This is a genomic window from Janthinobacterium kochi (assembly GCF_051380715.1).
Classification (GTDB): domain Bacteria; phylum Pseudomonadota; class Gammaproteobacteria; order Burkholderiales; family Burkholderiaceae_D; genus Janthinobacterium.
This window is the reverse complement of sequence record NZ_JBNYXO010000002.1, coordinates 244017-269237: the sequence shown is the minus strand read 5'-3', so window position 1 is coordinate 269237 and position 25221 is coordinate 244017. Positions and strand designations below refer to the sequence as shown.

General features: G+C 64.7%; 25 protein-coding genes. 23 read left to right on the top strand and 2 right to left on the bottom strand.

What is annotated here, in order from left to right; genetic code table 11:
• The first annotated feature begins 14 nt into the window (after window positions 1-14).
• From ybaK to eutC, 21 genes are all read left to right on the top strand, one after another.
• The gene (gene ybaK / locus ACQ4WL_RS05535; RefSeq protein WP_436508614.1) at window positions 15-506 is read left to right on the top strand and encodes a Cys-tRNA(Pro) deacylase; all 492 of its coding nucleotides are present in this window, start codon (window positions 15-17) and stop codon (window positions 504-506) included.
• Between the two features lie 97 nt (window positions 507-603).
• Window positions 604-1248, top strand: a complete 645-nt coding sequence (plsY, locus tag ACQ4WL_RS05530) for a glycerol-3-phosphate 1-O-acyltransferase PlsY (protein ID WP_436508612.1) — start codon at window positions 604-606, stop codon at window positions 1246-1248.
• Between the two features lie 88 nt (window positions 1249-1336).
• Window positions 1337-1999: a DsbA family oxidoreductase gene (locus ACQ4WL_RS05525; protein ID WP_436508610.1), complete on the top strand. Its 663-nt coding sequence runs from the start codon at window positions 1337-1339 to the stop codon at window positions 1997-1999.
• Window positions 2000-2069: 70 nt separating this feature from the next.
• Window positions 2070-2360: a DUF427 domain-containing protein gene (locus tag ACQ4WL_RS05520; protein WP_436508609.1), complete on the top strand. Its 291-nt coding sequence runs from the start codon at window positions 2070-2072 to the stop codon at window positions 2358-2360.
• Between the two features lie 39 nt (window positions 2361-2399).
• Complete coding sequence (locus ACQ4WL_RS05515; RefSeq protein WP_436508607.1) at window positions 2400-3362, top strand: DUF2157 domain-containing protein; 963 nt, start codon at window positions 2400-2402, stop codon at window positions 3360-3362.
• Window positions 3359-5014 carry a GDYXXLXY domain-containing protein gene (locus tag ACQ4WL_RS05510; protein ID WP_436508605.1) on the top strand — a complete coding sequence of 552 codons (1656 nt, stop codon included), beginning with the start codon at window positions 3359-3361 and terminating at the stop codon, window positions 5012-5014. Before ACQ4WL_RS05515 ends, ACQ4WL_RS05510 begins: the two co-directional genes overlap by 4 nt.
• A gap of 103 nt (window positions 5015-5117) precedes the next feature.
• Entirely contained in the window at window positions 5118-6362 is a 1245-nt protein-coding gene (locus ACQ4WL_RS05505; RefSeq protein WP_436508604.1) for a metal-dependent hydrolase, read from the top strand.
• Window positions 6363-6503: 141 nt separating this feature from the next.
• The gene (locus ACQ4WL_RS05500) at window positions 6504-8228 is read left to right on the top strand and encodes a cation:proton antiporter domain-containing protein (RefSeq protein WP_436508602.1); all 1725 of its coding nucleotides are present in this window, start codon (window positions 6504-6506) and stop codon (window positions 8226-8228) included.
• 69 nt (window positions 8229-8297) lie between these two features.
• Window positions 8298-9206 carry an ion transporter gene (locus tag ACQ4WL_RS05495; protein WP_436508600.1) on the top strand — a complete coding sequence of 303 codons (909 nt, stop codon included), beginning with the start codon at window positions 8298-8300 and terminating at the stop codon, window positions 9204-9206.
• Window positions 9207-9255: 49 nt separating this feature from the next.
• Entirely contained in the window at window positions 9256-10236 is a 981-nt protein-coding gene (locus tag ACQ4WL_RS05490; protein WP_436508599.1) for a 3-oxoacyl-[acyl-carrier-protein] synthase III C-terminal domain-containing protein, read from the top strand.
• 10 nt (window positions 10237-10246) lie between these two features.
• Window positions 10247-11284: an NAD-dependent epimerase/dehydratase family protein gene (locus ACQ4WL_RS05485; protein ID WP_436508598.1), complete on the top strand. Its 1038-nt coding sequence runs from the start codon at window positions 10247-10249 to the stop codon at window positions 11282-11284.
• Window positions 11277-12107 carry an MBL fold metallo-hydrolase gene (locus ACQ4WL_RS05480; protein WP_436508597.1) on the top strand — a complete coding sequence of 277 codons (831 nt, stop codon included), beginning with the start codon at window positions 11277-11279 and terminating at the stop codon, window positions 12105-12107. The genes ACQ4WL_RS05485 and ACQ4WL_RS05480 overlap by 8 nt, the downstream gene beginning before the upstream one ends.
• Entirely contained in the window at window positions 12104-13399 is a 1296-nt protein-coding gene (locus tag ACQ4WL_RS05475; protein ID WP_436508596.1) for a F390 synthetase-related protein, read from the top strand. Before ACQ4WL_RS05480 ends, ACQ4WL_RS05475 begins: the two co-directional genes overlap by 4 nt.
• The gene (locus tag ACQ4WL_RS05470; RefSeq protein ID WP_436508594.1) at window positions 13396-14034 is read left to right on the top strand and encodes a phosphatase PAP2 family protein; all 639 of its coding nucleotides are present in this window, start codon (window positions 13396-13398) and stop codon (window positions 14032-14034) included. Before ACQ4WL_RS05475 ends, ACQ4WL_RS05470 begins: the two co-directional genes overlap by 4 nt.
• Window positions 14031-15146, top strand: a complete 1116-nt coding sequence (locus ACQ4WL_RS05465; protein ID WP_436508593.1) for a sterol desaturase family protein — start codon at window positions 14031-14033, stop codon at window positions 15144-15146. Before ACQ4WL_RS05470 ends, ACQ4WL_RS05465 begins: the two co-directional genes overlap by 4 nt.
• Window positions 15143-16258: a fatty acid desaturase family protein gene (locus ACQ4WL_RS05460; protein WP_436508592.1), complete on the top strand. Its 1116-nt coding sequence runs from the start codon at window positions 15143-15145 to the stop codon at window positions 16256-16258. Before ACQ4WL_RS05465 ends, ACQ4WL_RS05460 begins: the two co-directional genes overlap by 4 nt.
• Before the next feature lie 67 nt (window positions 16259-16325).
• A complete protein-coding gene (locus ACQ4WL_RS05455; protein ID WP_436508591.1) occupies window positions 16326-16880 on the top strand; it encodes a GbsR/MarR family transcriptional regulator in 555 nt (184 codons plus the stop codon).
• A complete protein-coding gene (locus ACQ4WL_RS05450; protein WP_436508590.1) occupies window positions 16877-17521 on the top strand; it encodes a DUF4166 domain-containing protein in 645 nt (214 codons plus the stop codon). The genes ACQ4WL_RS05455 and ACQ4WL_RS05450 overlap by 4 nt, the downstream gene beginning before the upstream one ends.
• Window positions 17518-18981, top strand: a complete 1464-nt coding sequence (locus ACQ4WL_RS05445; RefSeq protein ID WP_436508589.1) for a TIGR01777 family oxidoreductase — start codon at window positions 17518-17520, stop codon at window positions 18979-18981. Before ACQ4WL_RS05450 ends, ACQ4WL_RS05445 begins: the two co-directional genes overlap by 4 nt.
• A 74-nt stretch (window positions 18982-19055) precedes the next feature.
• On the top strand, window positions 19056-20444 hold the full coding sequence (locus ACQ4WL_RS05440; RefSeq protein ID WP_436508587.1) for an ethanolamine ammonia-lyase subunit EutB: 1389 nt from the start codon (window positions 19056-19058) through the stop codon (window positions 20442-20444).
• A gap of 9 nt (window positions 20445-20453) precedes the next feature.
• A complete protein-coding gene (gene eutC / locus ACQ4WL_RS05435) occupies window positions 20454-21227 on the top strand; it encodes an ethanolamine ammonia-lyase subunit EutC (protein ID WP_436508585.1) in 774 nt (257 codons plus the stop codon).
• On the opposite strand, the gene tsaD is transcribed toward eutC, so the two are convergent.
• Window positions 21228-22268: a tRNA (adenosine(37)-N6)-threonylcarbamoyltransferase complex transferase subunit TsaD gene (gene tsaD / locus ACQ4WL_RS05430; RefSeq protein WP_436508584.1), complete on the bottom strand. Its 1041-nt coding sequence runs from the start codon at window positions 22266-22268 to the stop codon at window positions 21228-21230.
• Window positions 22269-22477: 209 nt separating this feature from the next.
• Here tsaD and ACQ4WL_RS05425 point away from each other — a divergent pair, with 209 nt between their 5' ends.
• Window positions 22478-22885, top strand: a complete 408-nt coding sequence (locus tag ACQ4WL_RS05425) for a nitrite reductase (NAD(P)H) small subunit (RefSeq protein WP_436508582.1) — start codon at window positions 22478-22480, stop codon at window positions 22883-22885.
• 76 nt (window positions 22886-22961) lie between these two features.
• Here ACQ4WL_RS05425 and ACQ4WL_RS05420 read toward each other — a convergent pair whose 3' ends face one another.
• Entirely contained in the window at window positions 22962-24023 is a 1062-nt protein-coding gene (locus ACQ4WL_RS05420) for a 3-deoxy-7-phosphoheptulonate synthase (protein ID WP_436508581.1), read from the bottom strand.
• Window positions 24024-24220: 197 nt separating this feature from the next.
• On the opposite strand from ACQ4WL_RS05420, the gene ybiB reads away from it, so the two are divergent.
• Entirely contained in the window at window positions 24221-25213 is a 993-nt protein-coding gene (ybiB, locus tag ACQ4WL_RS05415; RefSeq protein WP_436508579.1) for a DNA-binding protein YbiB, read from the top strand.
• Window positions 25214-25221 lie beyond the last annotated feature (8 nt).

Genomic DNA, 25221 nt, shown 5'->3' with positions numbered 1-25221 from the left:
TCAGCGTATCACGCATGGCTAAAAAAGAGCATATTTCCGAAACCCAGGCGACGCAGCTGCTGCGCAAGCATCACGTTTCCTTCGATGAACACCCATATCCCTACGAGGAGCACGGCGGCACCAGCGTCTCGGCGCGCGAGCTGGGGGTGCCGGAACACGCGGTGATCAAGACCCTGGTGATGCAGGACGAGGCGGCGCGGCCGATGATCGTGCTCATGCATGGCGATTGCAAGGTGTCGACCAAGAACCTGGCGCGCGGCATCGGCTGCAAGTCCGTCGAGCCGTGCAAGCCCGAAGTGGCGCAGCGCCATTCCGGCTACATGATCGGCGGCACCTCGCCGTTCGGTACCAGGAAGGCCATGCCCGTCTACGTGGAAGCGTCGATCCTGGAATTGCCGCGTATCTACATCAATGGCGGGCGGCGCGGTTTTCTCGTCTCGCTGGCGCCGCAGGTGCTGGTTGATTTGTTGCAAGCCAAGCCGGTGCAGTGCGCCCTGCAAGATTAAGAAATCGGGACGCGGCCCTGTCGCTGGACTGGGCGCTGGTGTATATTCTGCTGCGCCAGCCTCGATGCTGATGTGAAAAATACAACAAAGGGAAGAAATGAATCCAGTAATTACAACCGTGGCAATGACAGTGGCCGCTTACTTGCTCGGCTCGATATCGTTTGCCGTGGTGGTGAGCAAGGTCTACGGCATTGCCGATCCGCGCACCTATGGCTCGAAAAATCCGGGCGCCACCAACGTGCTGCGCAGCGGCAACAAGGGCGCCGCCATCATGACCCTGCTGGGCGATGGCGCCAAGGGCTGGCTGGCCGTATTCCTGGCCGACCATTTTTCCACTGCGCTGGGCGTGGGCGACACGGCCGTGGCGCTGGTGGCCATCGCCGTTTTCCTCGGCCATTTGTGGCCCGTGTTCTTCCGCTTCGTCGGCGGCAAGGGCGTGGCGACGGCCCTTGGTGTGTTGCTGGGTATCAATCCCTGGCTGGGCCTGGCGACCCTGGCTACCTGGCTGATCATTGCCTACGCCTTCCGCTATTCCTCGCTGGCAGCCTTGGTGGCGGCCCTGTTCGCGCCGTTTTATTATGGCTTGCTGTTCGGCGTCGATCCCATCTTGCTGGCCGTCATCATCATGAGCGTGCTGCTGGCTTACCGTCACAGCCAGAACATCGCGAACTTGCTCTCTGGCAAGGAAAGCAAGATCGGGGGCAAGAAGGATGGGGCCAAGGCGCCCGTCAAGAAAAGGTAAAATGCCGGGGTCAGACCCGCCGGTCTGACCCCAACCTTGCGGCGCCGCGCGGTGCGGCCGCCACCGACTCGCGCAAAGGCTGCCCACCATGACTGTTTCCACCACTCCCACTCCCATCCGTATCGATTTCGTTTCCGACGTTTCCTGTCCCTGGTGCGTGGTCGGCCTCAAGTCGCTGGAGCAGGCGCTGGACAAGCTGCAAGACACCGTCCAGGCCGAGATCCACTTCCAGCCTTTCGAACTGAACGCCAACATGCCGCCCGAAGGGGAGGATATCGGCGAACACATCGCCCGAAAATATGGCTCCACCCCGGAACAGATGGCGCAGTCGCGCGAAGCGATCCGCGCGCGCGGCGAGCAGCTGGGCTTTACCTTTGCCATGGACAAGCGCGGCCGCATCTACAACACCTTCGATGCGCACCGTTTGCTGCACTGGGCCGGGATCGAAGGGCGCCAGAAAGAACTCAAGATGGCGCTATTCGACACCTATTTCACGCAAGGCCAGGATCCGTCCTCGCACGAGGTGCTGCTGGCCGTGGCCGGCAAGGTGGGGCTCGATACCGTGAAAGCGGCCGAGGTGCTGGCATCGAATGCCTATGCGGACGAGGTGCGCGCCCAGGAGCAGTTCTACCAGCAGAACGGCATCAACTCGGTGCCCGCCGTCATCATCAACGAGCGCCACCTGATTTCCGGCGGCCAGCCGCCTGAAGTGTTCGAGCAAGCCTTGCGCCAGATCATCGCCGACGCTTGAGTCGGGCGCCAATGGCGCGCGCCATGGCAGACTTTTTGCGCTACACTCGGCGCAGAAGGAGGATAGTCAAATGCCAACAGCCAGCTGGAATGGTGTCGTCATCGCGCAAGCGACCGACGATCAGGTGCAAATCGTTGAAAACAATGTGTATTTTCCTTTGTCCAAGGTGACGCAGGACTACCTGCGTCCCAGCAGCCACACGACCATCTGCCCATGGAAGGGCACGGCCAGCTATTGCGACCTCGTCGTCGATGGCCAGACGAATGCCAACGCCGCCTGGTATTACCCCCAGCCCAAGGATGCCGCCAAGCAGATTGCCGGCCACGTCGCCTTCTGGCGCGGCGTGAGCGTCGAGCGCTGACGCTTTTCATCCTAAATAAAAATCAACAGAAAGCAGACGATGGATTTACGCCTCGCCGTGTACCAGCTTGCCTCGGCCAACGCGCTCGATGCTCAACAAACCCGGCAGTTGCAGGAAGTGGCCGGCTTCCAGCGCGAACCCGCGCGCCTGGCTTACTGGCTGCCGCGCGGCGTGGCCGTGCTGGGCGCCGCGCTGCTGGGCATGGGCCTGATCTGCTGGGTCGCCGCCAACTGGGAAGAGCTGGGCCGCATGGGCCGCTTTGCCCTGCTGCAAGGCGTGTTTGCCGCCGCCTGCGCGGGCGCGTTCGTCGTGCCCAAGGCGCGCGTGCCCTTGTTGCTGCTGGCCTTGCTGGGCATCGGCGGCCTGTTCGCGTATTTCGGCCAGACTTACCAGACGGGCGCCGATCCGTGGCAGCTGTTCGCCCTGTGGGCCGTGCTGGCCTTGCCCCTGTGCCTGGTGGCGCGCAGCGACGTGTTGTGGACGCCGTGGATGCTGGTGCTGGCCACGGCCGCCACCCTGTGGATGCAGGCGCATGCGCACCACAGCTGGCGCATCGATTCAAGCGATCTGTCCATTTTCGTCAGCGGCTGGCTGGCCGTGCTGGCTGCGTGTGCGTTTGTGTCGCCCCTGCTGGCGCGCTGGACGGGCGCGGGCAGCTGGGCCTTGCGCCTGGGGCTGGTGCTGGCCACCATCCTCATCACGGGCACGGCCGTCAGCGCCTTGTTCGGCAGCAATATCGAGTCGCCGTACTGGGCCGGACTGGGCTTGCTGGCCATCGCCGGCGTCCTGCTGGCCACGCGCCAGTTCTTTGACGTGTTCGGCCTGAGCGCCGTCGCGCTGGGCCTGAACACCTTGCTGGTGGGCGGCCTGGCGCGCGTGCTGCTCAATGGCGGCAATGGCGATGGCGTCGGCAGACTGGCCATGCTGGGCTTGTTTGCCGCCGTGCTGCTGGCGCTGACCGTGCAAGGCATTCTGTGGCGCACGCGCCGGGAGGCAGTATGAGTAAGGTGAACCGCGCTGATGCGCTCGCCACCCTGATCGACGACGCCACGCGCGCCGGCCTGCTGCCGCCCGGCGCTAGCCGTCCGGCGCAGGATGTGCGGCCGTGGCCGCTGGTGCTGATGACGGCCTTCGGCGCCTGGCTGGCCGCCATTCCCCTGATGATTGCGCTGGGCGTGGGCCTGGAAAGCGTGGTGCGTAACGGCCCCGGCGCGTACGTCGTGGCCGCCATCGTGCTGGTGGTGGCCGTGTTGCTGATCCGCATGCGCGGCGTGGCCTTGTTTGTCGAGCAGCTGGCCGTGCCCTGCCTGCTGGTGGGCGGCGGCTTGCTGGGCTATGCCCTGTTCCGCGACTATGCCACGCAGATTGCCTCGTTGCTGATGTGCCTGGCGTGTCTGCTGGTGGCCGCCACCTTGCCGCGCGACTGGCTGCGCGTGCTGCTGGGACTGGTCGCCTGCGGCTTGCTGGGGTTGGGCATCGTCGATAGCACGCGCGACTGGATTTTCGAGAACGACCCCACGCAACTGTATCTGGCCTGGATGCTGGCCCTGGCATTCTGGCTGGGCGCGCACTGGCTGCAGAAGCAGGCTTTCAACGATGGCCGCGGCGCGCCCATCGCCGCCTTCCTGGAATCGCTGTCGACGGGGTGGGTATTGGCAATCTTGCTGGGTCTGGTCTTCTGGTCCGGCATGACTTTCATGCTGGGCGGTGCCTTGGGCGGTGGTGTTGCCGGCGATGTGGCGCGCGAAGTGACCCGGCACCAGGCCGCTGCCTGGTATGAGCAGGTGTTGAATGGCGTGTCGCTCGTGCTTGCCACGGCGGCCGCTGCCTGGACGGGATGGCGCTGGCCGGCGCTGCGCCAGTTGCCCGTCATCGGCGTGGCGCTGGTGCTGATCGTGCTGGCGTGGTTCATGCCGGCGCTGGGGCCCGTGCTGCTGATCCTCGCGTATTGTGTAACGAGCGGGCGCTCGCGCGTGGCCGTGGCAGCCGCGCTGGCGGCGGCGTGGATCATTGGCAGCTTTTATTATCAGCTGGCCTGGCCGTTGGCCAGCAAGGCGGCGTTGCTGGCCGTGGCCGGCGCCCTGCTGTGCGCCCTGTCGTGGCTGGCCACGCGCGGCGCGGTGCTGCACCTGGTGGAAAGCCAGCCGGCGGCCGCGCCGGCGGAAAGCCGCGCCGCGCGCCTGGGCGTGCTGGGAGGCTTGCTGCTGGTGTTGCTGGTCGCCAATGGCGGCATTTGGCAGAAAGAGCAGCTGATCGCCAAGGGCGAGGCCATCTTCGTGGCGCTGGAACCCGTCGATCCCCGCTCGCTGATGCAGGGCGACTACATGCGCCTCAATTTCGTCAACCTCGGCGTCCTCAGCACTTTGGCCAGCGTGGACAGGGCGCCTGGCCGGCCACTCGTGGTGGCCAGGCGCGATGCGCGCGGGGTAGCCGAGCTGCAGCGCCCGTACACCAAAGAGGCGCTGGCGCCCGGGGAATTCCTGCTCGAACTGACGCCGAAGGATGGTAACTGGGTGCTGGTCAGCGATGCCTGGTTCTTCAAGGAAGGCGAGGCGGCGCGCTGGGAAAAGGCCCGTTATGGCGAGTTCCGCGTGCTGCCCGATGGCCGCGCCTTGCTGGTGGGCATGCGTGGGGAAGATTTACAGGCGCTGTAGACGCTTGATTTGATCAAACCCAATGGCAGAATCCGGGGTCGTACTCTGAGGGTACGACCCCAGCCTTTGCTCTTGGGGTGGCCGCATCCTGTAAAATTGCCCGATGGATAATATTACGCATTCGGTCATCGGCCTCGGGGTCGGCGAACTGGTACACCGCAGCCTGCCGCCCGAGCCGCAAGCCCCCGCCCAGCGCACCCGGCGCGCGCTGTTTCTGTTTACGGCCTGGTTTGCCAGCAACGCGCCCGACCTGGACCTGGTGCTCACCCGGTTGCTGCCGCGCCCCTTCGGCTACATGTTGCACCACCGTGGGCATACGCATACCTTGCTGCTGGCCTTGCCGCAGGCGCTGCTGTTGCTGGCCCTGCTATGGCTGCTGTGGCCCGGCGCGCGCCGCCTGCTGAAGGACAGCGTGCCCGCCCGGCTGGGCCTGGCGGCCTGCTTGCTGCTGGGATTCTGCTTGCACATGGGCATGGATTTCCTCAATTCCTATGGCTTGCACCCGTTTTACCCGTTTGACAGCCGCTGGCTGTATGGCGACATGGTCTTCATTGTCGAACCCATGTTCTGGGTGCTGCTGGGCGTGCCCGTGATCATGTCCTTGCACTACGGCATCGTCAAAAGCGTGCTGCTGGCGGGGCTGGCGGCGGCCCTGTGTTTCTTCACCTATAAAACCTATCTGGCGCCTGCCTCGCTGGCTGTCTTGCTGGTGCTGGGCGTGGTGCTGGCCGTGCTGCAAGGAAGGGCCGGCGAGCGGGGACGGGGAGCGCTGCTGCTGGCTTTCGCGCTGGCTGCCACGTTTATTGGCACGCAGGGCGTGGCCTCGGCGATCGGCCGTACGCGCATCGAAGCGGCCGTGCAGCGGCTCGATCCCGGCACGCGCGTGTGGGACGTGGCGATGACGGCGTTTCCCAGCAATCCCCTGTGCTGGATTTACGTTTCGCTCGACAGCAAGACCGATGTGTACACCTTGCGGCGTGGCACCCTGAGCCTGCTGCCCGAGTCGCTGGCGCCCGCCGCCTGCCCGGCCGGGCTGGCCGAGACGGGCAAGCAGGGACAGCAACTGGCGCCCGGCATCGCCGTGTCCGCGCAGGCGGCGGGCAGCCTGGCCACCTTGCGCGCCTTGCAGTCGGATAATTGCTTTGCGGACGCCTGGTTCCGCTTTGCCCGCATGCCCAGATTGAATGCGGACAAGCTGACGGATGTGCGTTTCAATCCCGGCATGCTGCCCAATTTTACGACCGTGGAGTTGCAGCAGTTCCGTAGCCGCCCTTGTCCCGCGTACGTGCCGGGCTGGGACCGACCCCGTGCCGACATGCTGGCGCTGCCCGATCCGGGGCGTGAATAACGTAGATATTGCCTTGTGGAAAAAATATCGTGTGTGCGCTTACTTCGCCGTGCCCGAGCATGCGACAATTGCCAATTCGGTATGGATGCCGTCACTGACATGGACTGAACTATTTTGGAAGAGCAGCACGCCTTACCTTACTTGCGAGAAACCCTGCTGTTTCTCGCCCTGGCCGGGATTTTTATTCCGCTATTGCAACGCCTGAAGGTCAACCAGGTGCTCGGCTTCCTGGCCGTCGGCGCCCTGTTCGGTCCCTTCGGCTTCGGCCTGTGGGCCGGTGAATTTACGTGGCTGACGCACTTTTCGTTTGTGCGCGCCGAGCAGGTCAGCGGCCTGGCCGAGCTGGGCGTGATGTTTTTGATGTTCATGATCGGCCTGGAACTGTCGACGGAACGCCTGTGGGCGCTGCGGCGCTGGGTATTTGGCGCAGGCGTGGGGCAGGTGGCCGTCAGCGCCTGCCTGATCGGCAGTGTCGCGTATTACTTTGGCCTGTCGCTGGAAGCGTCCATCGTGCTTGGCCTGGTGCTGTCGCTGTCGTCCACGGCCGTGGTGATGCAGCTGCTCACCGACCAGCGCTCCCTGCAGACGCCTGCCGGCCAGGCGGGCTTTTCCATTTTGATGTTCCAGGATTTGATGGTGGTGCCGCTGTTCATCCTGATCGACGTGTTCGCCAGCGGGCGCAGCGACGACCTGGCGTATCTGCTCAGCTTTGCTGCCGTGAAATCGGCGGGCGCCATCCTGCTGATCTATCTGCTGGGGCGTCGCGTGATCCGTCCGCTGTTCCAGTTCTTCGTCAAGAAACGCCAGCCCGACGTGTTCATGGCGCTGACCTTGCTCAGCACCCTGGGTATCGCGGGCCTGACGTATCTGGCGGGTCTGTCGATGGCGCTGGGCGCCTTGCTGGCCGGCTTGCTGCTGGCGGAAACGGAATTTCGCCATGAAGTGGAAGTGACGATCGAGCCCTTCAAGGGTTTATTGATGGGCTTGTTCTTCATGTCGGTGGGCATGCAGATCGATGTGCGCGAAATCCTCAAGTCGCCGGTTTTGATTCCCTTGGCCGTGCTGAGCTTGTTTGCGGTGAAAACCCTGGTCATCAGCGTGATTTTCCGCATCGGTGGCTTTCATTGGGGGCGCGCCGTGGAAACGGGCGTGCTGCTGGGGCAGGGCGGCGAATTTGCCTTTATCGTCGTCGCGTATGCGCTCGGTACCAAGTTGATCGGTCCGCAGGTGGCGCAATTCGTCATGCTGGTGGTGGGCCTGAGCCTGTTTGCCACGCCGGCGCTGGCGAAGGCGGCGCGCGCTTTCGGCAACTGGTGGGAAAAGCGGCACCACCATCAGCTGGCCGACCTGTCGCGCGGGGCGCTGCCGCCGCAGGGCAGCACCGTCATCATCGCCGGTTTCGGCCGGGTGGGGCAGTTGCTGGCGAAGGTGCTGACGGAACAGGATATCGCGTATGTGGCGATTGAAAATGATGCGCGGCTGGTGACGACGCTGCATCCGCGCGGCTTTCCCGTGTATTTCGGCGATGCCTCGCGCGCGGAACTGTTGCAAAAAGTGAATGCGGACCGGGCCGCCGCCGTGGTGCTGACCATGGACCATGCGGCCTCCGTGTTGCATGCCGTGAAATCGATCCGCCGCGAATATCCGCTGCTGCCCGTGTATGCGCGCGCGCGCGACGAAGCACATGCAGTGGCCTTGATGCAGGCGGGCGCCACCCTGGTCGTGCCCGAGGCGCTGGAATCGGCGCTGCAGCTGACGGCCACCGTGCTGCACACGGTGGGCTTGTCGGAAGCGCGCACGACGGACATCGTGCAAGCCGAGCGCGACCGGCGTAATGCCGTGCTGCTGGCGAAAAAGCTGTCGTAGTGTAAGCGTGCGTGTCGTCGTGCTTTGTCAATTATCTATACAATAATCGTATATGAGCACACTACCCACATGAAAGCCGCGACGAAGAGCGCAGCGGCACCCTTGACGCCGCAGCAACTGGCGGCGCAGGAAACGCAGCAAAAATTTGGCAAGCCCGAGCGGGGCTGGCGCGAGAAGGTGTACACCGTCATTTTCGAGGCGGAAACGCGCACGGGCCGCGCCTTCGATTTGCTGCTGATCGCCGCCATCCTGATCAGCGTGACGGTGGTCGTGCTCAGCAGTGTCGCCTCCGTAGCCGAGCGCTATGGCACCTGGTTGACGGCGCTCGAATGGTTTTTCACCATTTTGTTTACCATCGAATATTGTGCCCGCCTGGCATGCCTGCAGCATCCGGTGCGCTACGCCAAGAGTTTTTTCGGCGTTATCGATTTGCTGGCCATCGTGCCGACCTACATCGGCTTGCTGCTGCCGGGCGCGCATGTGCTGATCGACGTGCGTATTTTGCGCCTGCTGCGCATGTTCCGTATCCTCAAGCTCACGTCCTATGTGCATGAATACACGGTGCTGGGGCGGGCCTTGCTGGCCAGCCGGCGCAAGATCCTCATTTTCTTGTCTTTCGTCATGATGGTGGTCTTTCTGTTGGGTACTGTGATGTATGTCGTGGAAGGGCCGGATAACGGTTTCAGCAGTATCCCCACGTCGATATACTGGGCCATCAGCACCATGACCACGGTGGGTTTCGGCGATATCACGCCGAAGACCGACATCGGGCGCACCATCGCTTCCCTGATGATGCTGCTCGGCTGGGGCATCCTGGCAGTGCCTACCGGCATTATCAGCGCCGAAATGACGGTACAGCGCAGTTCCAAGCAGGTCACCACGCGTACCTGTCCCACGTGCCTGAAAGAAGGGCTCGATGACGATGCCAATTTCTGCAAGAACTGCGGCGTTGATTTGCCGCCGTTGGCACGCGATTAGCGTATAGACCGTACATCAACCGTATTCACTTTACTTTGTTAAGGCCAACATGATTCCAGTTCGCCTGATCGCGACGGGCAAAGCCGTGCCGTCGCATAGCGTCACTTCCGAAAGCCTGGACCTGAAATTGGGCCATCCTGCCGGCTACACCCTGCGCAAGAGCGGCGTGCTGTCGCGCTTTGTCGCCGCGCCCGATGAATCGCAAAGCCAGCTGGGAGCCGCCGCCCTGCTCGACGCGCTGAAGAACGCCAGCCTGCGTCCGGCCGACATCGATCTCCTGATCTGCGCCTGCGGCGTGCCCGAGCAAGCTTTGCCGAACACGGCCTGCTTCGTTGCCGAACACGCCGGCTTGCCGCCAGGCACGCAAAGCTTCGACGTCAACGCCAGCTGCCTCAGTTTCATGGCCGCTTTCCGCGTGGCCGCGTCCATGCTGGCGGGCGGCGCCTACCGCCGCATTGCCATCGTCTCGTCCGACCTCGCTTCGCGCGGGGTCGACTGGAGCGAGCCGGAAGCGTCGATGATCTTTGGCGACGGCGCCGCCGCCGTCATCGTCGAGCGGGGCGATGGCAGCGCCGGCATCCGCGCCTACAAGATGGGCACGTATCCGGAAGGGCGGCGTTACTGCGAAATCCGCGGCGGCGGTACCGAGCGCAACCCGCGCAACGGCTGCGCACCGGGCGACTATCTGTTCCGCATGGATGGCAAGGCCGTGTTCCGCCTGGCCGTCAAGGTGATGCCGGATTTCCTCGCGGAATTGATGCAGGAATCGGGTGCTGGCCTGGAGAAAGTCGATGTGGTCGTGCCGCACCAGGCCAGCCCGCTGGGGCTCGCGCATGCGGCGCGCATCCTCGACGTTCCCGATGCTAAAATCATCAAGATCTTTGAAACGCATGGCAACCAGGTGGCCGCGTCCTTGCCTACCGCCCTGCACGAGGCGGTGATGACGGGGCGGGCCGTGGCAGGCCAGCGTTTGCTGATGATGGGCACGGCCGCAGGCCTGACCATCGGCGGCATGATTCTTGATCTGTGAAGGTGGTGCGATGAGGCGTATACTGGTCACGGGAGCGACGGGCGGCTTGGGGCGCAATGCCGTGCGCACCTTGCTGGCGCAGGGCGTGGATGTGCGCGCCACGGGCCGCAACGCCGCTGTCGGCCGTGAACTCGAACGCATGGGCGCGCAGTTCGTGGCGCTTGATCTGGCGCAAGCATCGCCGCGTCAGGTCGATGAGCTGGTGCGCGGCATGGATACCGTCTGGCACTGCGCCGCGCTGTCCTCGCCGTGGGGCCCCGAGCGCGACTTCATTGCCGCCAACGTCACGGCCACGGGCCAGCTGCTGCGCGCGGCCGCCAGCTTGCACGTGGCGCGCTTCGTGCACATTTCCACCCCGGCCATGTATTTCGATTACCGCAACCGCTACGACGTGCCGGAAACTTTCCGCCCCGATGCCTTCGTCAACGCGTATGCGCGCAGCAAGGCGATGGCGGAAAAACTCGTGCAGGATTGCGTCGACCGCCATCGCGGCATGACCTGCGTGATCCTGCGCCCGCGCGCCATCTTCGGCCCGCACGACCAGGTGCTGATCCCGCGCCTGGCGCGCGTGCTGCAGGAGCGTGGCGGCAAGCTGCCTCTGCCCAGGGGCGGCGCGGTCACCATCGATGTCACCTATGTCGACAATGTCGTGCATGCGATGTGGCTGGCCACCGTGCACAAGACCATCGCTTCCGGCGCCGCTTTCAACATCACGAATGGCGAACCGGCGCGCCTGTGCGACATTTTGCGCACGCTGTTCTGCGAGCACCTGCAGCAGCCGTTCCAGATCGTCAGCGTGCCATACCGCGTGCTGGCGCTGGTCGCCCGCCTGATGCAGTTCGCTTCGCGTTTTACACGCCGAGAGCCTTCCCTCACGCCCTACAGCATCGGCGCGCTCAGTTTCGACATGACGCTCGATAATGCCAAGGCACGCAAGGTGCTCGGCTACCGTCCCATCGTCAGCCTGCAGGAAGGCATCGCCCTGACGGCGCAATGGATGCGCCAGGAAGCGGCGGCGCACAAGGTGGGCAAGGAGCGCAATGGCTAGCATTACCGCGTTTCGCGTCGGCCACTGCACCCACCCGTCCTGCATGGTCTTGAAAGGCAGCGGGCTGGCCAGCCGCTGCTTCCCCTCGCGCGCCTACCTGATCGAGACGCGCGCGGGCCTGTACCTGTGGGACACCGGTTACGCCGAGCACTTCCGCGCCGCCACGTCGAAAGGCGTGTACCGGATGTACGCGTGGGTGACGCCGATTTTCTTCGACGAGAATGAATCGCTGCAGGGTCAGCTGCGCGCGCATGGCGTGTCGCCCGGCGACATCCACACCTTGCTGCTGTCGCACTTCCACGCCGACCATATCGCTGGCCTGCGCGACTTTCCCGGCGCGCGGCTGATGGCGTCCAAAACCGGCTGGGACGCCGTACGGGGCTTGTCCGGCGTGGCCGCCGTGCGCCAGGCCTTCGTGCCCGAGCTGCTGCCGCCCGATATTGCGGATCGATTGAGTTTTGTCGACAGCGTGCCCGAGACGGCCTTGCCGGCCGCCCTGCTGCCATTCACGCACGGGCGCGACGTCAGCGGCACGGGCGAGATTTACATCGTCGACCTGCCCGGCCACGCGATCGGCCATCTGGGCGCCTTCGTGCTGCAGGACGGCGGCTGGACCTTGCTGGCGTCGGACGCGGCCTGGGTGCCGGAAAGTTTTCAACAGCTGCGCGGGCCGTCGGAACTGTCGTTCCTCATCCAGCACAAGCGCGCGCCGTACTACGCCACCCTGAACCGGCTGCACCAGCTGCACCGGTCGGGCAATGCGCAGATCCGCATCACGCATGAAGATACGCTCGACTATATTGCCGTGGCGGGCCGCCCGTGAAGCGTATTGTCTGGCTGTTGCTGTCGTACTGGCGCACGCGCCGCCTGCGTTTTACGAACCGCGCGCAGCTGGACGTCTACCAGCAGGAGCAGCTGGCGCGTTTCATCGATGTACTGTGCGCGCGCAGCCGCTATTTCGCTGCCTATCGCGCGTTGCCCCTGGCGCAGTGGCCGACGATGAACAAGGCCTTGATGCTCGAGCATTTCGATGCCATGAACACCGAGGGGGTGACCCTGGCGCAGGCGATGGACGCGGCCATGGCGGCCGAGCATAGCCGCGACTTCACGCCCGCCGTGGGCGACATCACGGTGGGCCTGTCGTCGGGCACCTCGTCGCGGCGCGCCGTGTTTACCGTCAGCCCACGCGAAAAGGCCCAATGGGCGGGCGTGATGCTGGCCAAGGCGCTGCCCGACGGCCTGTTTTCCGGCGAAAAGGTGGCATTGTTCCTGCGCGCGAACAGTAATCTGTACACGGCCGTGCGCTCGCCGTGGCTGACCTTTGCCTTCTACGACCTGTTCGAACCGTTCGACAGCCTGTGCGGACAACTGGCGCAATATCAACCCAGCGTCATCGTCGCGCCGGCCCAGGTGCTGCGCCAGCTGGCCTTGCGCGTCATCGATGGCAGCCTGGCGCTGGCGCCGAAAAAAGTCATCTCGGTCGCCGAAGTGCTGGAAGCGCAGGACCGCGCGCTGATCGTGCAGGCGTTCGGCGCCGTGCATGAAATCTACCAGGCCACCGAGGGTTTTCTTGCCAGCAGCTGCGAGCACGGTGTGCTGCACCTGAACGAGGAATACGTGCACATCGAGCCGCAGTGGCTCGATGCTGAAGAACGTCGTTTTGTGCCCGTGATTACGGACTTTACCCGCATCACGCAGCCCATCGTGCGCTACCGCCTCGACGATATCCTGCTCGCGCGCGCCACGCCATGTCCGTGCGGCCGCGCCACGCGCGCCATCGACGGCATCGAAGGGCGCTGCGACGACATGTTGCTGCTGCCATCGGCGCGCGGCGGCGAACCGGTTGCCGTGTTTGCCGACGTGCTGACGCGCGCCTTCGCGCAAGCCTTGCCGGCGGACGCCGACTACCGCCTGGTGCAGTCGGGCGACAGCGCCTTGCAGTTGCACGCGGCCCTGAACGACGCTGGCCTGGCGGCCTTGCGCGAACATCTGGCAGCGGTGCTGCAGGGCCTGGGCGTGGCCGTCGATGGCCTGACTTGGACGGTGAGCGGCGAACTGCCCCCCTTTGACCCCACCATGAAACGGCGCCGCATCCGGCGCCTTGCAACAGCATGAACCCTTCTTCCATGACGTTAGCTTGCCGCCTGCTGCATCTGCTGGCCGGCTGGGGCAGCGTCGGCCTCGTGTATTTTTCCAGCGATATGCTGCAAGGGCAGGGCGTGCTGCTGCCCGAGACGGCCATCGACCGCGCCATTGCCTACAGCGACGCCGCCATCTGGCTGTACCTGTCCTTCTTTATCCTGATCCCGTATGCCTACCTGGCGGCCGATGCGGCGCGCGTGCGCTGGCTGGCGCGCGCCATGGCGCTTTCTGCCCTGGCTTGTGGCGTGGTCTTCCTGCTGTACCCGACCACCCTCGCGTATCCGCCCGTCGGTGATGGGAATGCCTGGAGCACGCAGGCGTTGCGCATGCTGCAGGCGGCGGACTCCGCGCAAAACTGCCTGCCGTCGCTGCATGGCGCCCTGACATTACTATGCGTGTGGGCCTTGTGCGACCAGCGCCACCTGCTGCGCTCCGCACTGGCCGTGGCGCTGGGCGTGGCCATCTGCTACGCCATCATCGCGCTGCGCCGGCATGTCAGCATCGACCTGGCCGCCGGCCTGTTTGTCGGCATCGCTGGCGGCATGTTGGCGAAAATGCAGGTATCCTTGGCTGCCCGTAGCGCCGTTTCCATAAAAGCCGCACCATGATGAATCCTTTTGCCCTGTCGTTTTTGATCATGCTGGCCTTCGTGCTGGCCGAACTGCTGATCCTGAAATGGGTGCGCAAGACGCCGGTGCCGTGGAAAGACGTCATTTTCAATCTCAATTCCGGCCACATCCTGATGTGGGTGTTCCGCGGCGTGGAAGTGGCGGCCTTCGCCCTGCTGCTGCGCCATGTGAACCTGCACATCGTCGACCAGTGGCCCGTGGTGGCGCAATGGGTCTTCGCTTTTTTTGCCTGGGACCTGTGCTTTTACTGGATGCACCGGCTGCACCATAAAATCCCCCTGCTGTGGGCCGTGCACGTGGTGCACCACCAGGGCGAGCATTTCAACCTGTCGCTGGGCGTGCGCAATTCCTGGTATTCGTCGCTGACGAATTTCCCCTTCATCGCCATCCTGGCCGTGCTGGGCGTGCCGCTGGAAATCTTCCTCGTCGTCTCGTCGCTGCATTACACGGTGCAGTTGTATAACCACAATGCGCTAGTGAACAAGTCCGGCATCCTGGATAAATTCATGGTCACGCCCTCGCACCACCGCGTGCATCACGGCACCGACAAGCGCTACATCAACCGCAATTTCGGCGGCACCCTGCTGCTGTGGGACAGGCTGTTCGGCAGCTTCCAGCCCGAACTCGAAGGCGTGGAAATGCGCTATGGCGTGAAGGGCATGACACCCACGCACAACCCGCTGTTGGCCAGCAACGGCAAGCTGTTCACATGCCTGCGCGCGCGCTTTCCCCACTGGCAGTCGCGCGGCACTTTCGACGTGCCCGAGCTGTTCATCGGCATCGGCGGCGTGATCCTGTTTGGCCTGGTGATTTATTACGTCAACCACGAGGCGGCACTGGCGGGCGCGCAGCAGGCCATCCTGTTTGCGCTGATTTTTGCCGGTACCCTGGCGCTGGGCGGCTTGTCCGATGCGCGGCGCTGGGGCGCCATCGCCTGGGTCGCCATCGCCGTGGCCATGCCGCTGCTGTTCCTGGGCTGGTATGGCGCGCGCGACGCCTGGGGCATGGCATTCCTGGGCGCGCTGCTGGCGCATGGCCTCGACGGCGCGCGCCGCCTGTGGTGGCCGGCCGCGGCAGGGACGCGCGCGTGACGCCTGTGCCTTCCTTGCCGCCGCTGCGCTTCCAGCCCGCGCGCGATTCCGCCTTCCGCCGCGAACTGCGCGCGCGCGCCGACGCCTATCTCGCCAGCGAAGGAATGCACCGCTTCGGCGACGCGCGCCTGCATGCAAAGACCGTGTTCCTGGCCGCGCTGACGGTAGTGCTGTATGCGCTGGCCTTGCACGCCGATAACACCTGGCCGTTTGTCGCCAGCTATGTCGCCTGCCTGGTCGCGGCCATGGTGCTGGCCATGAATACCCTGCACGACGCGGCCCACAGCGCCGTCTTCCGCCAGGGACGTCTGAACCGCATCCTGATCCGCCTGGTGGGCTTGCCTGTGGGCGTGGACACGGATTTCTGGACCATCCGCCATGTACACTTCCATCACACGTATGCCAACGTGGAGGGCTATGACCTCGACACGGAACCGAACCCCTTCCTGCGCCAGACGCCGTTCCAACGCTGGTCGCCCCAGTACCGCTATCAATACCTGTACTGGCCCGTGGTGGCGGCCCTGTCGCTGCCTTACCTGAACTGGTATGGCGACTGGCTGGACCGCTTCGGCAAGACGCCCGTGGCGGCGCACAGCCGTTTGCAGGGCTGGCGCGGCTGGCTGTCGTTCCTGGGCTGGAAGCTGGGCCACGTGGCGCTGGTGCTGGCGCTGCCCATGTGGGTGCTGTCGCAGCACGGTATCGGCTGGGGCGTGGTGCTGGGCGCGTATTTGCTGGGGCAGATGATCGCCTCGTGCGCGCTGGTGGCGCTGATCCTCGGCACGCACTGGGCCGAAGTGGAGTTTTTCCAGCCGGGACCCGATGGCACCTTGCCGCACGACTGGTACCAGCACACGTTTTACACGGCCTGCGACTGGACGCCGAAACCGCGCCGCTTGCGCTGGCTCGGTTACTGGCTGGGCGGTCTGAATCTGCACCTCACGCACCATTTGTTCCCCACCTGGAATCACCGCCACTACCCGGCGTTGGCGCGCATCCTGGCCGAACTGGCGCCACGTCACGGCCTCGTCTACCGGGAACTCGGCTATGGCCAGCTGCACGCCTCGCAGCAGCAATTCCTGCGTGCCATGGGCCGGCCGCCCGCAAAGTCCTGACGAATCGTGCTTGACTCGGTTTCTGTTTCATCTTACATTTCTGTAACAACAGAAATAAGAGAAGGTCATGGAGCTGAGTCCAACTACGCAGAAGTACATTCTCCACTGGGGGGAAATGGGTACCCGCTGGGGCGTCAACCGCACGGTGGCGCAGATCCACGCGCTGCTATTCCTGGCCAACGAACCCTTGACGGCGGAAGACATCGCGGCCAGCCTGAACGTGGCCCGCTCGAATGTCAGCAACAGCCTCAAGGAATTGCAAAGCTGGGGCCTGGCGCGCATCACGCACGTGATGGGGGACCGGCGCGACCACTTCGTCGCCCTGCAGGATGTGTGGGAAATTTTCCGCGTTATCATGGAAGAGCGCAAGCGGCGCGAGATCGATCCCACCCTGACGGTGCTGCGCGAATGCGCGATCGAGGGCGAGCAGGATGCGGCGATTCCACCAGAAACGCTGGCGCGCATGGGCGAGGTGCTGGCCTTCCTGGAAATGCTCAGCAGCACCTACAGCGACTATAAAAACCTGCCGCCGGCGACCCTGCAGCGCATGCTGTCCATGGGCGGCAAGGTGGCCAAGTTCCTCAGCCCGGAAGAAAAACCAGGCAAGCGCGGAAAATCATGAGCGGCCCGTCCGAAGGAGAGTTGTTCAGGAAGGTCATGGGCGCCGATTGGCTCACCCTGCACGCGGACATCCGCCGCCGCTTCGAGAAAAATCCCGCGCCAGGCCAGCCCCTGTACTACCGGGGAGAACTCAGTGAACTGACCAGTTCGCGCCTGGGCAAGGTGTTGGGTTGGCTGACGCGCCCTTTCATCGATGGCGCGCTGCTCCCGTATGACGACGCGGATTTTCCCGTGGATATCGAAGTGTATTCGCGCCCTGGCTGCCCCTTCATCTTCAAGCAGCGCACCTACCGCCTGCACGGGCGCGCGCCGGTCCGCTTCACCTCCTACATGGCCGAAAGCGCAAAAGGCGAAGTGCTCGAATACGTGGGCATGGGGCTGGGCATGAAGCTGCTGCTCCATGTCGAGGATGGCAATCTGCACTTCACCAGCGATGGCTATTTTTGGGATATTTTTGGCTGGCGGATGCCGCTGCCCGGCGTGCTCACGCCCGGCAAGACCTATCTGTGCCACCGTAACGACACGCCGCAGCAGTTCAACATCCGCATCGAGATCCGCCACGCCCTGTTCGGCACCACGTTCACCCAGGTCGGCGTGTTCCGCGAAAGCGCGGCGCCCACCCTACACAAGGACATACCATGAATACGCATCTGCTGGCCCTGCAACTGATGGCGGCGCAAGGCTGCCTGGGCGCCTTCGACACCATCTATCACCATGAAATGACGGAGGCGCTGCCGCAAAAGGCGTCGGCGCGGTTGGAGCTGACCATCCATGCCACGCGTGCGCTGATCTACAGCCTGCTGTTTGTCGGCCTGGCCGCCTGGGAATGGCATGGCGCCTGGGCCTGGGTGCTGGTGATCGTGTTTGGCGTGGAAATCGTGCTGACCCTGTGGGACTTCGTGGTGGAAGACCAGACCCGCCTCTTGCCCGCCACGGAACGGGTCACGCACACGGTGCTGGCGATCAACGCGGGCGCCTTCATCGCCTTGCTGGCCCTGAACAGCAGCCAATGGGCCAACCTGCCGACGGCCCTCGTGTGGCAGCCGTATGGCTGGCTCAGCGTCTTCCTTGCGCTGTGCGGCGCGGGCGTGGGCCTGTCCGGCCTGCGCGACGCGTACGCCGTGTGGCAACTGGGCCGGCGCAAGGTGCAGGAGAAGGCAGAGCAAGAGGAGCACCTGAGTTTTGCCGCCACGCCGCAGTCCGTGCTGGTGACGGGCGCCACGGGTTTCATCGGCCAGCAGTTGGTCAGCGCCTTGCTGGCCGATGGCCATGCGGTGACGGTGCTGACGCGCCAGCCGAAACAGGCCGCATGGACGTTCGATGGCCAGGTGCGCTGCATTAAGTCGCTGGACGCATTGTCGGATGCGCAGCGCATCGACATGGTCGTGAATCTGGCCGGCGCGCGTATCGTCGGGCGTCGCTGGACGGACGCGCGCAAAGCCGCCTTGCGCCGCAGCCGCGTCGCGCTGACGCAGGAACTGGTGGCGTGGATCGCCCGCGCGCAGCACAAGCCGCGCGTGTTGCTGTCGGCGTCGGCCATCGGCTATTACGGCGTGCAGCCGCAGGGCGACGCGACGGAATTGGCTGAAGACGACGCGCCGCAAGCCATCTTCATGTCGCAGCTGTGCCAGGAATGGGAAGCGGCCGCGCGCCAGGCGGAGAAATTTGGCGTGCAGGTGGGCTGCATGCGCTTTGGCCTCGTGTTTGGCCACCAGGGTTCGCTGCCGCAGATGCTGCTGCCGATCCGCTTCGGCGTGGGCGGCCCGCTCGGTAGCGGCAAGCAGTGGGTCTCGTGGGTGCATGTGCGTGACGTGATCCGCGGCATCGCCCATCTGGCACGCCGCAGCGAACAAGGCACGGTGAGCGGCGCGTTTAACTTCTGTGCGCCGGAAGCCATCGAGCAGCGCCGCTTCGCCCAGGTGGCGGGCACCGTGCTGCACCGCCCCAGCATCATGCCCACGCCGGCCTTCGTCATGCGCGCCTTGCTGGGCGAGCAAGCGGACTTGCTGGTGGAAGGCCAAAGGGTCGCCCCGCGCCGCTTGCTGGCCGACGGTTTTGTTTTCCGCCATCCGCAGCTGGAAGGCGCGCTGCGCAGTTTGTAGCCGCCGTTCTGAGCGTAGAATGAGGCATGCTCCGGGGTCAGACCCGGCGGGTCTGACCCCATCAGGAGACGCCCATGCCCTCATTCAGCCATACGATAGACAGCCATGTTTACCAGCTCGCCAGCCTGAAGGAGCTGCTGGCCAAGGCCACGCCGCCCCGTTCGGGCGATGTGCTGGCGGGCGTGGCGGCCGCCAGCGCGCAGGAGCGGGTGGCGGCGCAGCTGGCGCTGGCGGACGTACCGCTATCGCTGTTCCTCAACGAGGCGCTGGTGCCGTATGAAGACGATGAAGTCACGCGCCTGATCATCGATAGCCACGAGCGCGCCGCGTTTTCCCCCATCGCGCACCTGTGCGTGGGCGACTTCCGCGACTGGCTGCTCGATGACGCGACGGATACGCAAACGCTGTCCGAGGTTGCCGCCGGCATCACGCCGGAAATGGCGGCGGCCGTCTCGAAGCTGATGCGCTTGCAGGACCTGGTGCTGGTCGCCCGCAAGTGCAAGGTCGTCACGTCTTTCCGCAATACCCTGGGCTTGGAGAGCCGTTTGTCCACGCGCTTGCAGCCTAACCACCCGACGGACGACGCCACGGGGATCGCGGCCTCCATCCTCGATGGCCTGCTGCTGGGCAGCGGCGACGCCGTGATCGGCATCAATCCTGCCACCGACAATGTGGCGCAGGTGGTCTCGCTGCTGCACCTGCTCGACGCCATCATCGATCAATATCAGATTCCCACCCAGTCCTGCGTGCTCACGCACATCACCAATACCCTGGAAGCGATACGCCGCGGCGCGCCCGTCGACCTGGTGTTCCAGTCGGTGGCGGGCACGCAGGCGGCCAACCGCAGCTTCGGCATCGACTTGTCCCTGCTGGCCGAGGGGCAGGCGGCGGCCTTGTCGCTGGGGCGCGGCACGGTGGGCAACAACGTCATGTATTTCGAGACGGGCCAGGGCAGCGCCCTGTCGGCCGGCGCGCACCATGGCATGGACCAGCAAACGTGCGAGGCGCGCGCCTATGCGGTGGCGCGTGCGTATCAACCGCTGCTGGTCAATTCGGTGGTGGGTTTCATCGGCCCCGAATACCTGTACGACGGCAAGCAGATCATGCGCGCGGGGCTGGAAGACCATTTCTGCGCCAAGCTGCTGGGGCTGCCCATGGGCTGCGACGTGTGCTACACCAACCATGCGGAGGCGGACCAGGACGACATGGATGCCTTGCTGACCATGTTGGGCGTGGCCGGCTGTAACTTCATCATGGGCGTGCCGGGCGCGGACGACATCATGCTCGGCTACCAGAGCACCTCGTTCCACGATGCCCTGTATGCGCGCCGGGTGCTGGGCCTGCGTCCGGCGCCCGAATTCGCGGCCTGGCTGGCGCGCATGCAGATCACCGATGCGCAGGGCTTTTTGCACACGGCGCTGGCGCCGGCCTTCCAGGCGGCCCTGCTGCGCCTGGGCGACTAGGGAGGATACATGGACGAGAAAAGCCCGTGGCAGGCGCTGCGCGCGCATACGGCGGCACGCATCGCGCTCGGGCGCCGCGGCGTGAGCGTGCCGACCAGTGCGCAGCTGGCGTTTCAGCTGGCGCACGCGCAGGCGCGCGACGCCGTGCACCTGGCGCTCGATGGCGAGGCCCTGGCGCGCGCCTTGGCCGCGCAGGGGCAAGACTGCGTGCAACTGCACAGTGCTGCCGCCACGCGCGCCGACTATCTTCAACGCCCCGACCTGGGGCGCCGGCTCGACGACGCTTCACGCGCGCGGCTGGACGGTGGCACCAAGGGAGTCGACCTGGCGCTGGTGGCGGCCGATGGCCTGTCGGCGCTGGCGATACAACGCCACGCGGCGCCGTTCCTGGCCGCCTTGCGCGAGCGGCTGGCGCTGGAGGCGTGGACGCTGTCGCCCGTACACATCGTGGCGCAGGGGAGGGTGGCCATCGGCGACGAGGTGGGGCAATTGCTAAAGGCGTGCGCCGTGCTGGTGTTGATCGGCGAGCGGCCGGGCTTGAGTTCCCCGGACAGCCTGGGCCTGTACCTGACGTGGGCGCCAAAAGTGGGGCTGCTGGACGAGCGCCGCAACTGCATCTCGAACGTGCGTCCCGAGGGGCTGGCGTATGCGCCGGCCGCCTACCGGCTGCACTACCTGCTGTCGCGGGCGTTCAGCCGGCAGTTGTCGGGCGTGGCATTGAAGGATGAGACGGTGGTGGAAGGCGCGGCCCTGGCGGGCGCGCGCAAGTTCCTGCTGGAGTGATCAGACTTCGCGGATTTCATCCAGCGGCCAGCGCGGGCGCACATTGAACGAGTAATCGTACTTGGCGGCCTGCGGGTTGATCTGCAGGCGCATGGCGCCGGCAAAGGCGATCATGGCGCCGTTGTCGGTGCAGAATTCCAGCTCCGGGTAATACACTTTAAAGCGCTTCTTGGCGGCCGCCGCGTTGAGCGAGGCGCGCAGCTGCGCGTTCGCGCCCACGCCGCCGGCGATCACCAGGCGCTTCAAGCCCGTGTGCTTGAGGGCCGACACGCATTTGGCTGTCAGCACGTCGACGATGGCGTCGACGAAGCCGCGCGCGATATTCGCCTTGTCCTGTTCGCAGATGTTGGCGATGACTTTTTCTTCATGGTTCTTCACCACCGTCAGCACGGCCGTCTTCAGGCCGGAAAAGCTGAAATTGAAATCCTTCGAGTGCAGCATCGGGCGTGGCAGCTTGTACGCCAGCGGGTCGCCGAATTCGGCCAGGCGCGAAATGGCGGGGCCGCCCGGATAACCGAGGCCCAGCAGCTTGGCCGACTTGTCGAACGCCTCGCCGGCCGCATCATCGAGCGTTTCGCCCAGCATCGTGTACTGGCCCACGCCATCGACGCGCATCAGCTGCGTATGGCCGCCCGACACCAGCAGGGCGATGAAGGGGAATTGCGGCGGCTCGGACGCCAGCAATGGCGACAGCAGATGGCCTTCCAGGTGATGGATGCCCAGCACCGGCTTGTTGATGGCCAGGCCCAGGCTGCAGGCAACCGAAGAACCCACCAGCAGCGCGCCGGCGAGGCCAGGACCTTGCGTGTAGGCGATGGCGTCGATCTCGGGCAGGGTGATGCCGGCCTTGGCCAGCGTCTCTTCCAGCAGCGGGATGGCGCGGCGGATATGGTCGCGCGACGCCAGTTCCGGCACCACGCCGCCATATTGCTCGTGCATGGCGACTTGCGAATAGAGGGCGTGCGACAGCAGGCCGCGTTGCGTGTCGTACAAGGCCAGGCCGGTTTCGTCACAGGAGGATTCGACGCCAAGAACAATCATGAAGGTGCTAAATAGGGAGGAGTAATCCGTCATTGTAAAGGAAAGCCGGGCAGTCCACCGTGCGGCCGGCGCACCATTTCGGCGGCAGTGTGCACTTGCGCAGTGCGCCGCAGTGGTGTTTTGTTCCCGATTCCCCCCTTTCTTTGCCTGTCTTGGCACTGGCACCGCTCTTGCTTAGGCAAGCGTGTGCCTTTTTCAAGGAGCTAGCGATGCCGGAACAATGGAAAATGATTTGCCGCCTGAAGGACATGCCGCAGGCGGGCGCGCGTATGGTGCAGCGGGGACTGGCGTGGCAGGACTTGCCCGGTGTGGCGCTGTTTCGCGCAGTGGACGGCACGGTGTACGCGCTGCTCGACACGGTGCCTTGCCTGGGCGGTCCGCTGGCGCACGGGGTGCTGATGGAGAAAAATCTGATGGGGCCGAAGAACAGCTGGATCATCGAGCTCGATTCGGGCCGCCTGGTGGCACCCGTGCAGGGCATGGCGCGCCTGTACGCCGTGCGTATCATGGACGGGCGCATCTACCTGGACGTCAATGAACTCAATATCCCGGCCAGCAAGGCCGAACAGGCGCTGGCGGGATCGTTCGCCGTGCTGCCGCATGTGCAGATGGCATAGGTGTTTGGGGTCAGACCCTCAATGCCGCTAACGCCAGGTTCAGCGCCAACGCAAGAGGGGGTCTGACCCCAGCTGTTTACCTCGGGCGATTGACCAAATGCGCATGCGCATCGCGCAGCATGGTCGCCGTCGTGTCCCAGTCGATGCAGCCGTCGGTGACGGAGCAGCCGTAGGTCAGTTGCGACAGGTCTTGCGGAATCTTCTGGTTGCCGCCAACGATGTTCGATTCGATCATCACGCCCACCAGCGAATGGTTGCCCTGGCGGATCTGGTTGACCACGTCGGCCATCACCAACGGCTGCAGTTCCGGCTTTTTATAGCTATTCGCGTGCGAGCAGTCGACCACCAGGTTGGCCGGCAGCTTGGCCTTGGCCAGCGCCTGTTCGGCGATGGCGATCGAAACCGAATCGTAGTTCGGGCGGCCGTCGCCGCCGCGCAGCACCACGTGGCCATACGCGTTGCCGCGCGTGCGCACGATGGCGACATTGCCTTCGGCGTTGATGCCCAGGAAGGAGTGCGGGTGCGCCGACGACAAAATTGCGTTCACCGCGATGCTGATGTCGCCATCGGTGCCGTTCTTGAAGCCGACGGGCGTCGACAGGCCGGACGACATTTCGCGGTGCGTCTGCGATTCCGTGGTGCGCGCGCCGATGGCCGTCCAGGCGATCAGGTCGCCCAGGTATTGCGGCGAGATCGGGTCCAGCGCTTCGGTGGCGGTAGGCATGCCCAGTTCGCACACGTCGAGCAGGAACTGGCGCGCCTTTTCCATGCCTTCGTTAACCTTGAACGAATCGTCCATGTACGGGTCGTTGATATAGCCTTTCCAGCCCGTGGTGGTACGCGGTTTTTCGAAATACACGCGCATCACCAGCAGCATCGTGTCCTTGACTTCCTCTTGCAGCGCTTTCAGGCGGCGCGCGTAATCGAGGCCGGCGACGGGGTCGTGGATCGAGCACGGACCGACGACAACGAACAGGCGCTGGTCCTTGCGGTCGATGATGTTGCGCAGCGCTTCGCGGCCGCGGCTGACGGTGTCGAAGGCACTCTCCGACAGAGGCAGTTTGGCGTGCAGTTCGGCCGGTGTCGGCATGGGCGCGAAAGAGGTGACGTTGATATTTTCGATGTCTGGCGTATTCATGATTCTGGCTCGGCTTTCGCTATTGCGTTCTTTAAGAGGCAATAGTGTAGCGGAAATGCGGCCTGGCGGCGTGGCTGGCCGCCAAATGGCAGCGGATGAGTTGTTATTGTGGCAGGCTGGCCGCTTCCTCTGCCGCCACACCCCCGCTTCCGCTTGCCCGGCTGTTGCATCGGCGCCAATCCGTGTAAGCTGGCGCCATGACGACTGTTTCCATCCCCCATACCGATGTGGCCGGTGAGCCATTTCCCGCTGCACGTTTCATCAAAGAAATAGGGCGCGGCAAGAACGGCGCGCGCAGCATGACGCGCGACGACGCCCGCGCCCTGTACCGCGCCATGCTCGAGGGCCGCGTATCGGACCTGGAACTGGGCGGCATTTTGTTATCGATGCGCATCAAGGGCGAATCCGTGGACGAGATCGCCGGCTTCCTCGACGCGGCTGAAGCGTCGTTTGTCCCACTGGCCGCGCCGGCCGGTGAATTTGCCCCGATCATCATTCCCAGCTACAACGGCGCACGCAAGATGGCCAACCTGACGGCCTTGCTGGCGCTGCTGCTGGCGCGCGCGGGCGCACCCGTGCTCGTGCATGGCGTCACCAGCGACCCGGGCCGCATCACCACGGCTGAAGTGCTGGCCGCGCTGGGCGTGCCGGCGTCGCCGGACCATGCGCAAGCCGAGGCCGTTATGGCGCGCGGTGAAGCGGCCTTCCTGCCCATCGAAGCGTTGGCGCCGCGCCTGGCGCATATGCTGTCGCTGCGGCGTGTGCTGGGTGTGCGCAATTCCACGCATACCCTGGTGAAAATCATGCAGCCGTTCGCCGGTCCCGCTCTGCGCCTGGTGTCGTACACGCATCCCGAATACCTGGAAATGCTCGGTGACTATTTCTTGACTGCCTCAGATCCCGCGCGCGGCGATGCTTTCCTGATGCGCGGCACGGAAGGCGAGACTGTGGCCAACGCCAACAAGGCGCAGCAGATCGACTGGTTCCATGGCGTGGAGCGCACGGTGCTGGTGGAAAAGCAGGCGCTGGTGGACGAGTTGCCACATTTGCCGGCCGAGCGCGATGCGGCCACCACGGCGGCCTGGATCGCCGCCGTGCTGCGCGGCGAGGTGCCTGTGCCGCCATCGATCACCGAGCAGGTGGAGCAATGCCTGATGGCATCGCGACAGATTGCAGCACGGCCGCGCTAGCCGCGTCG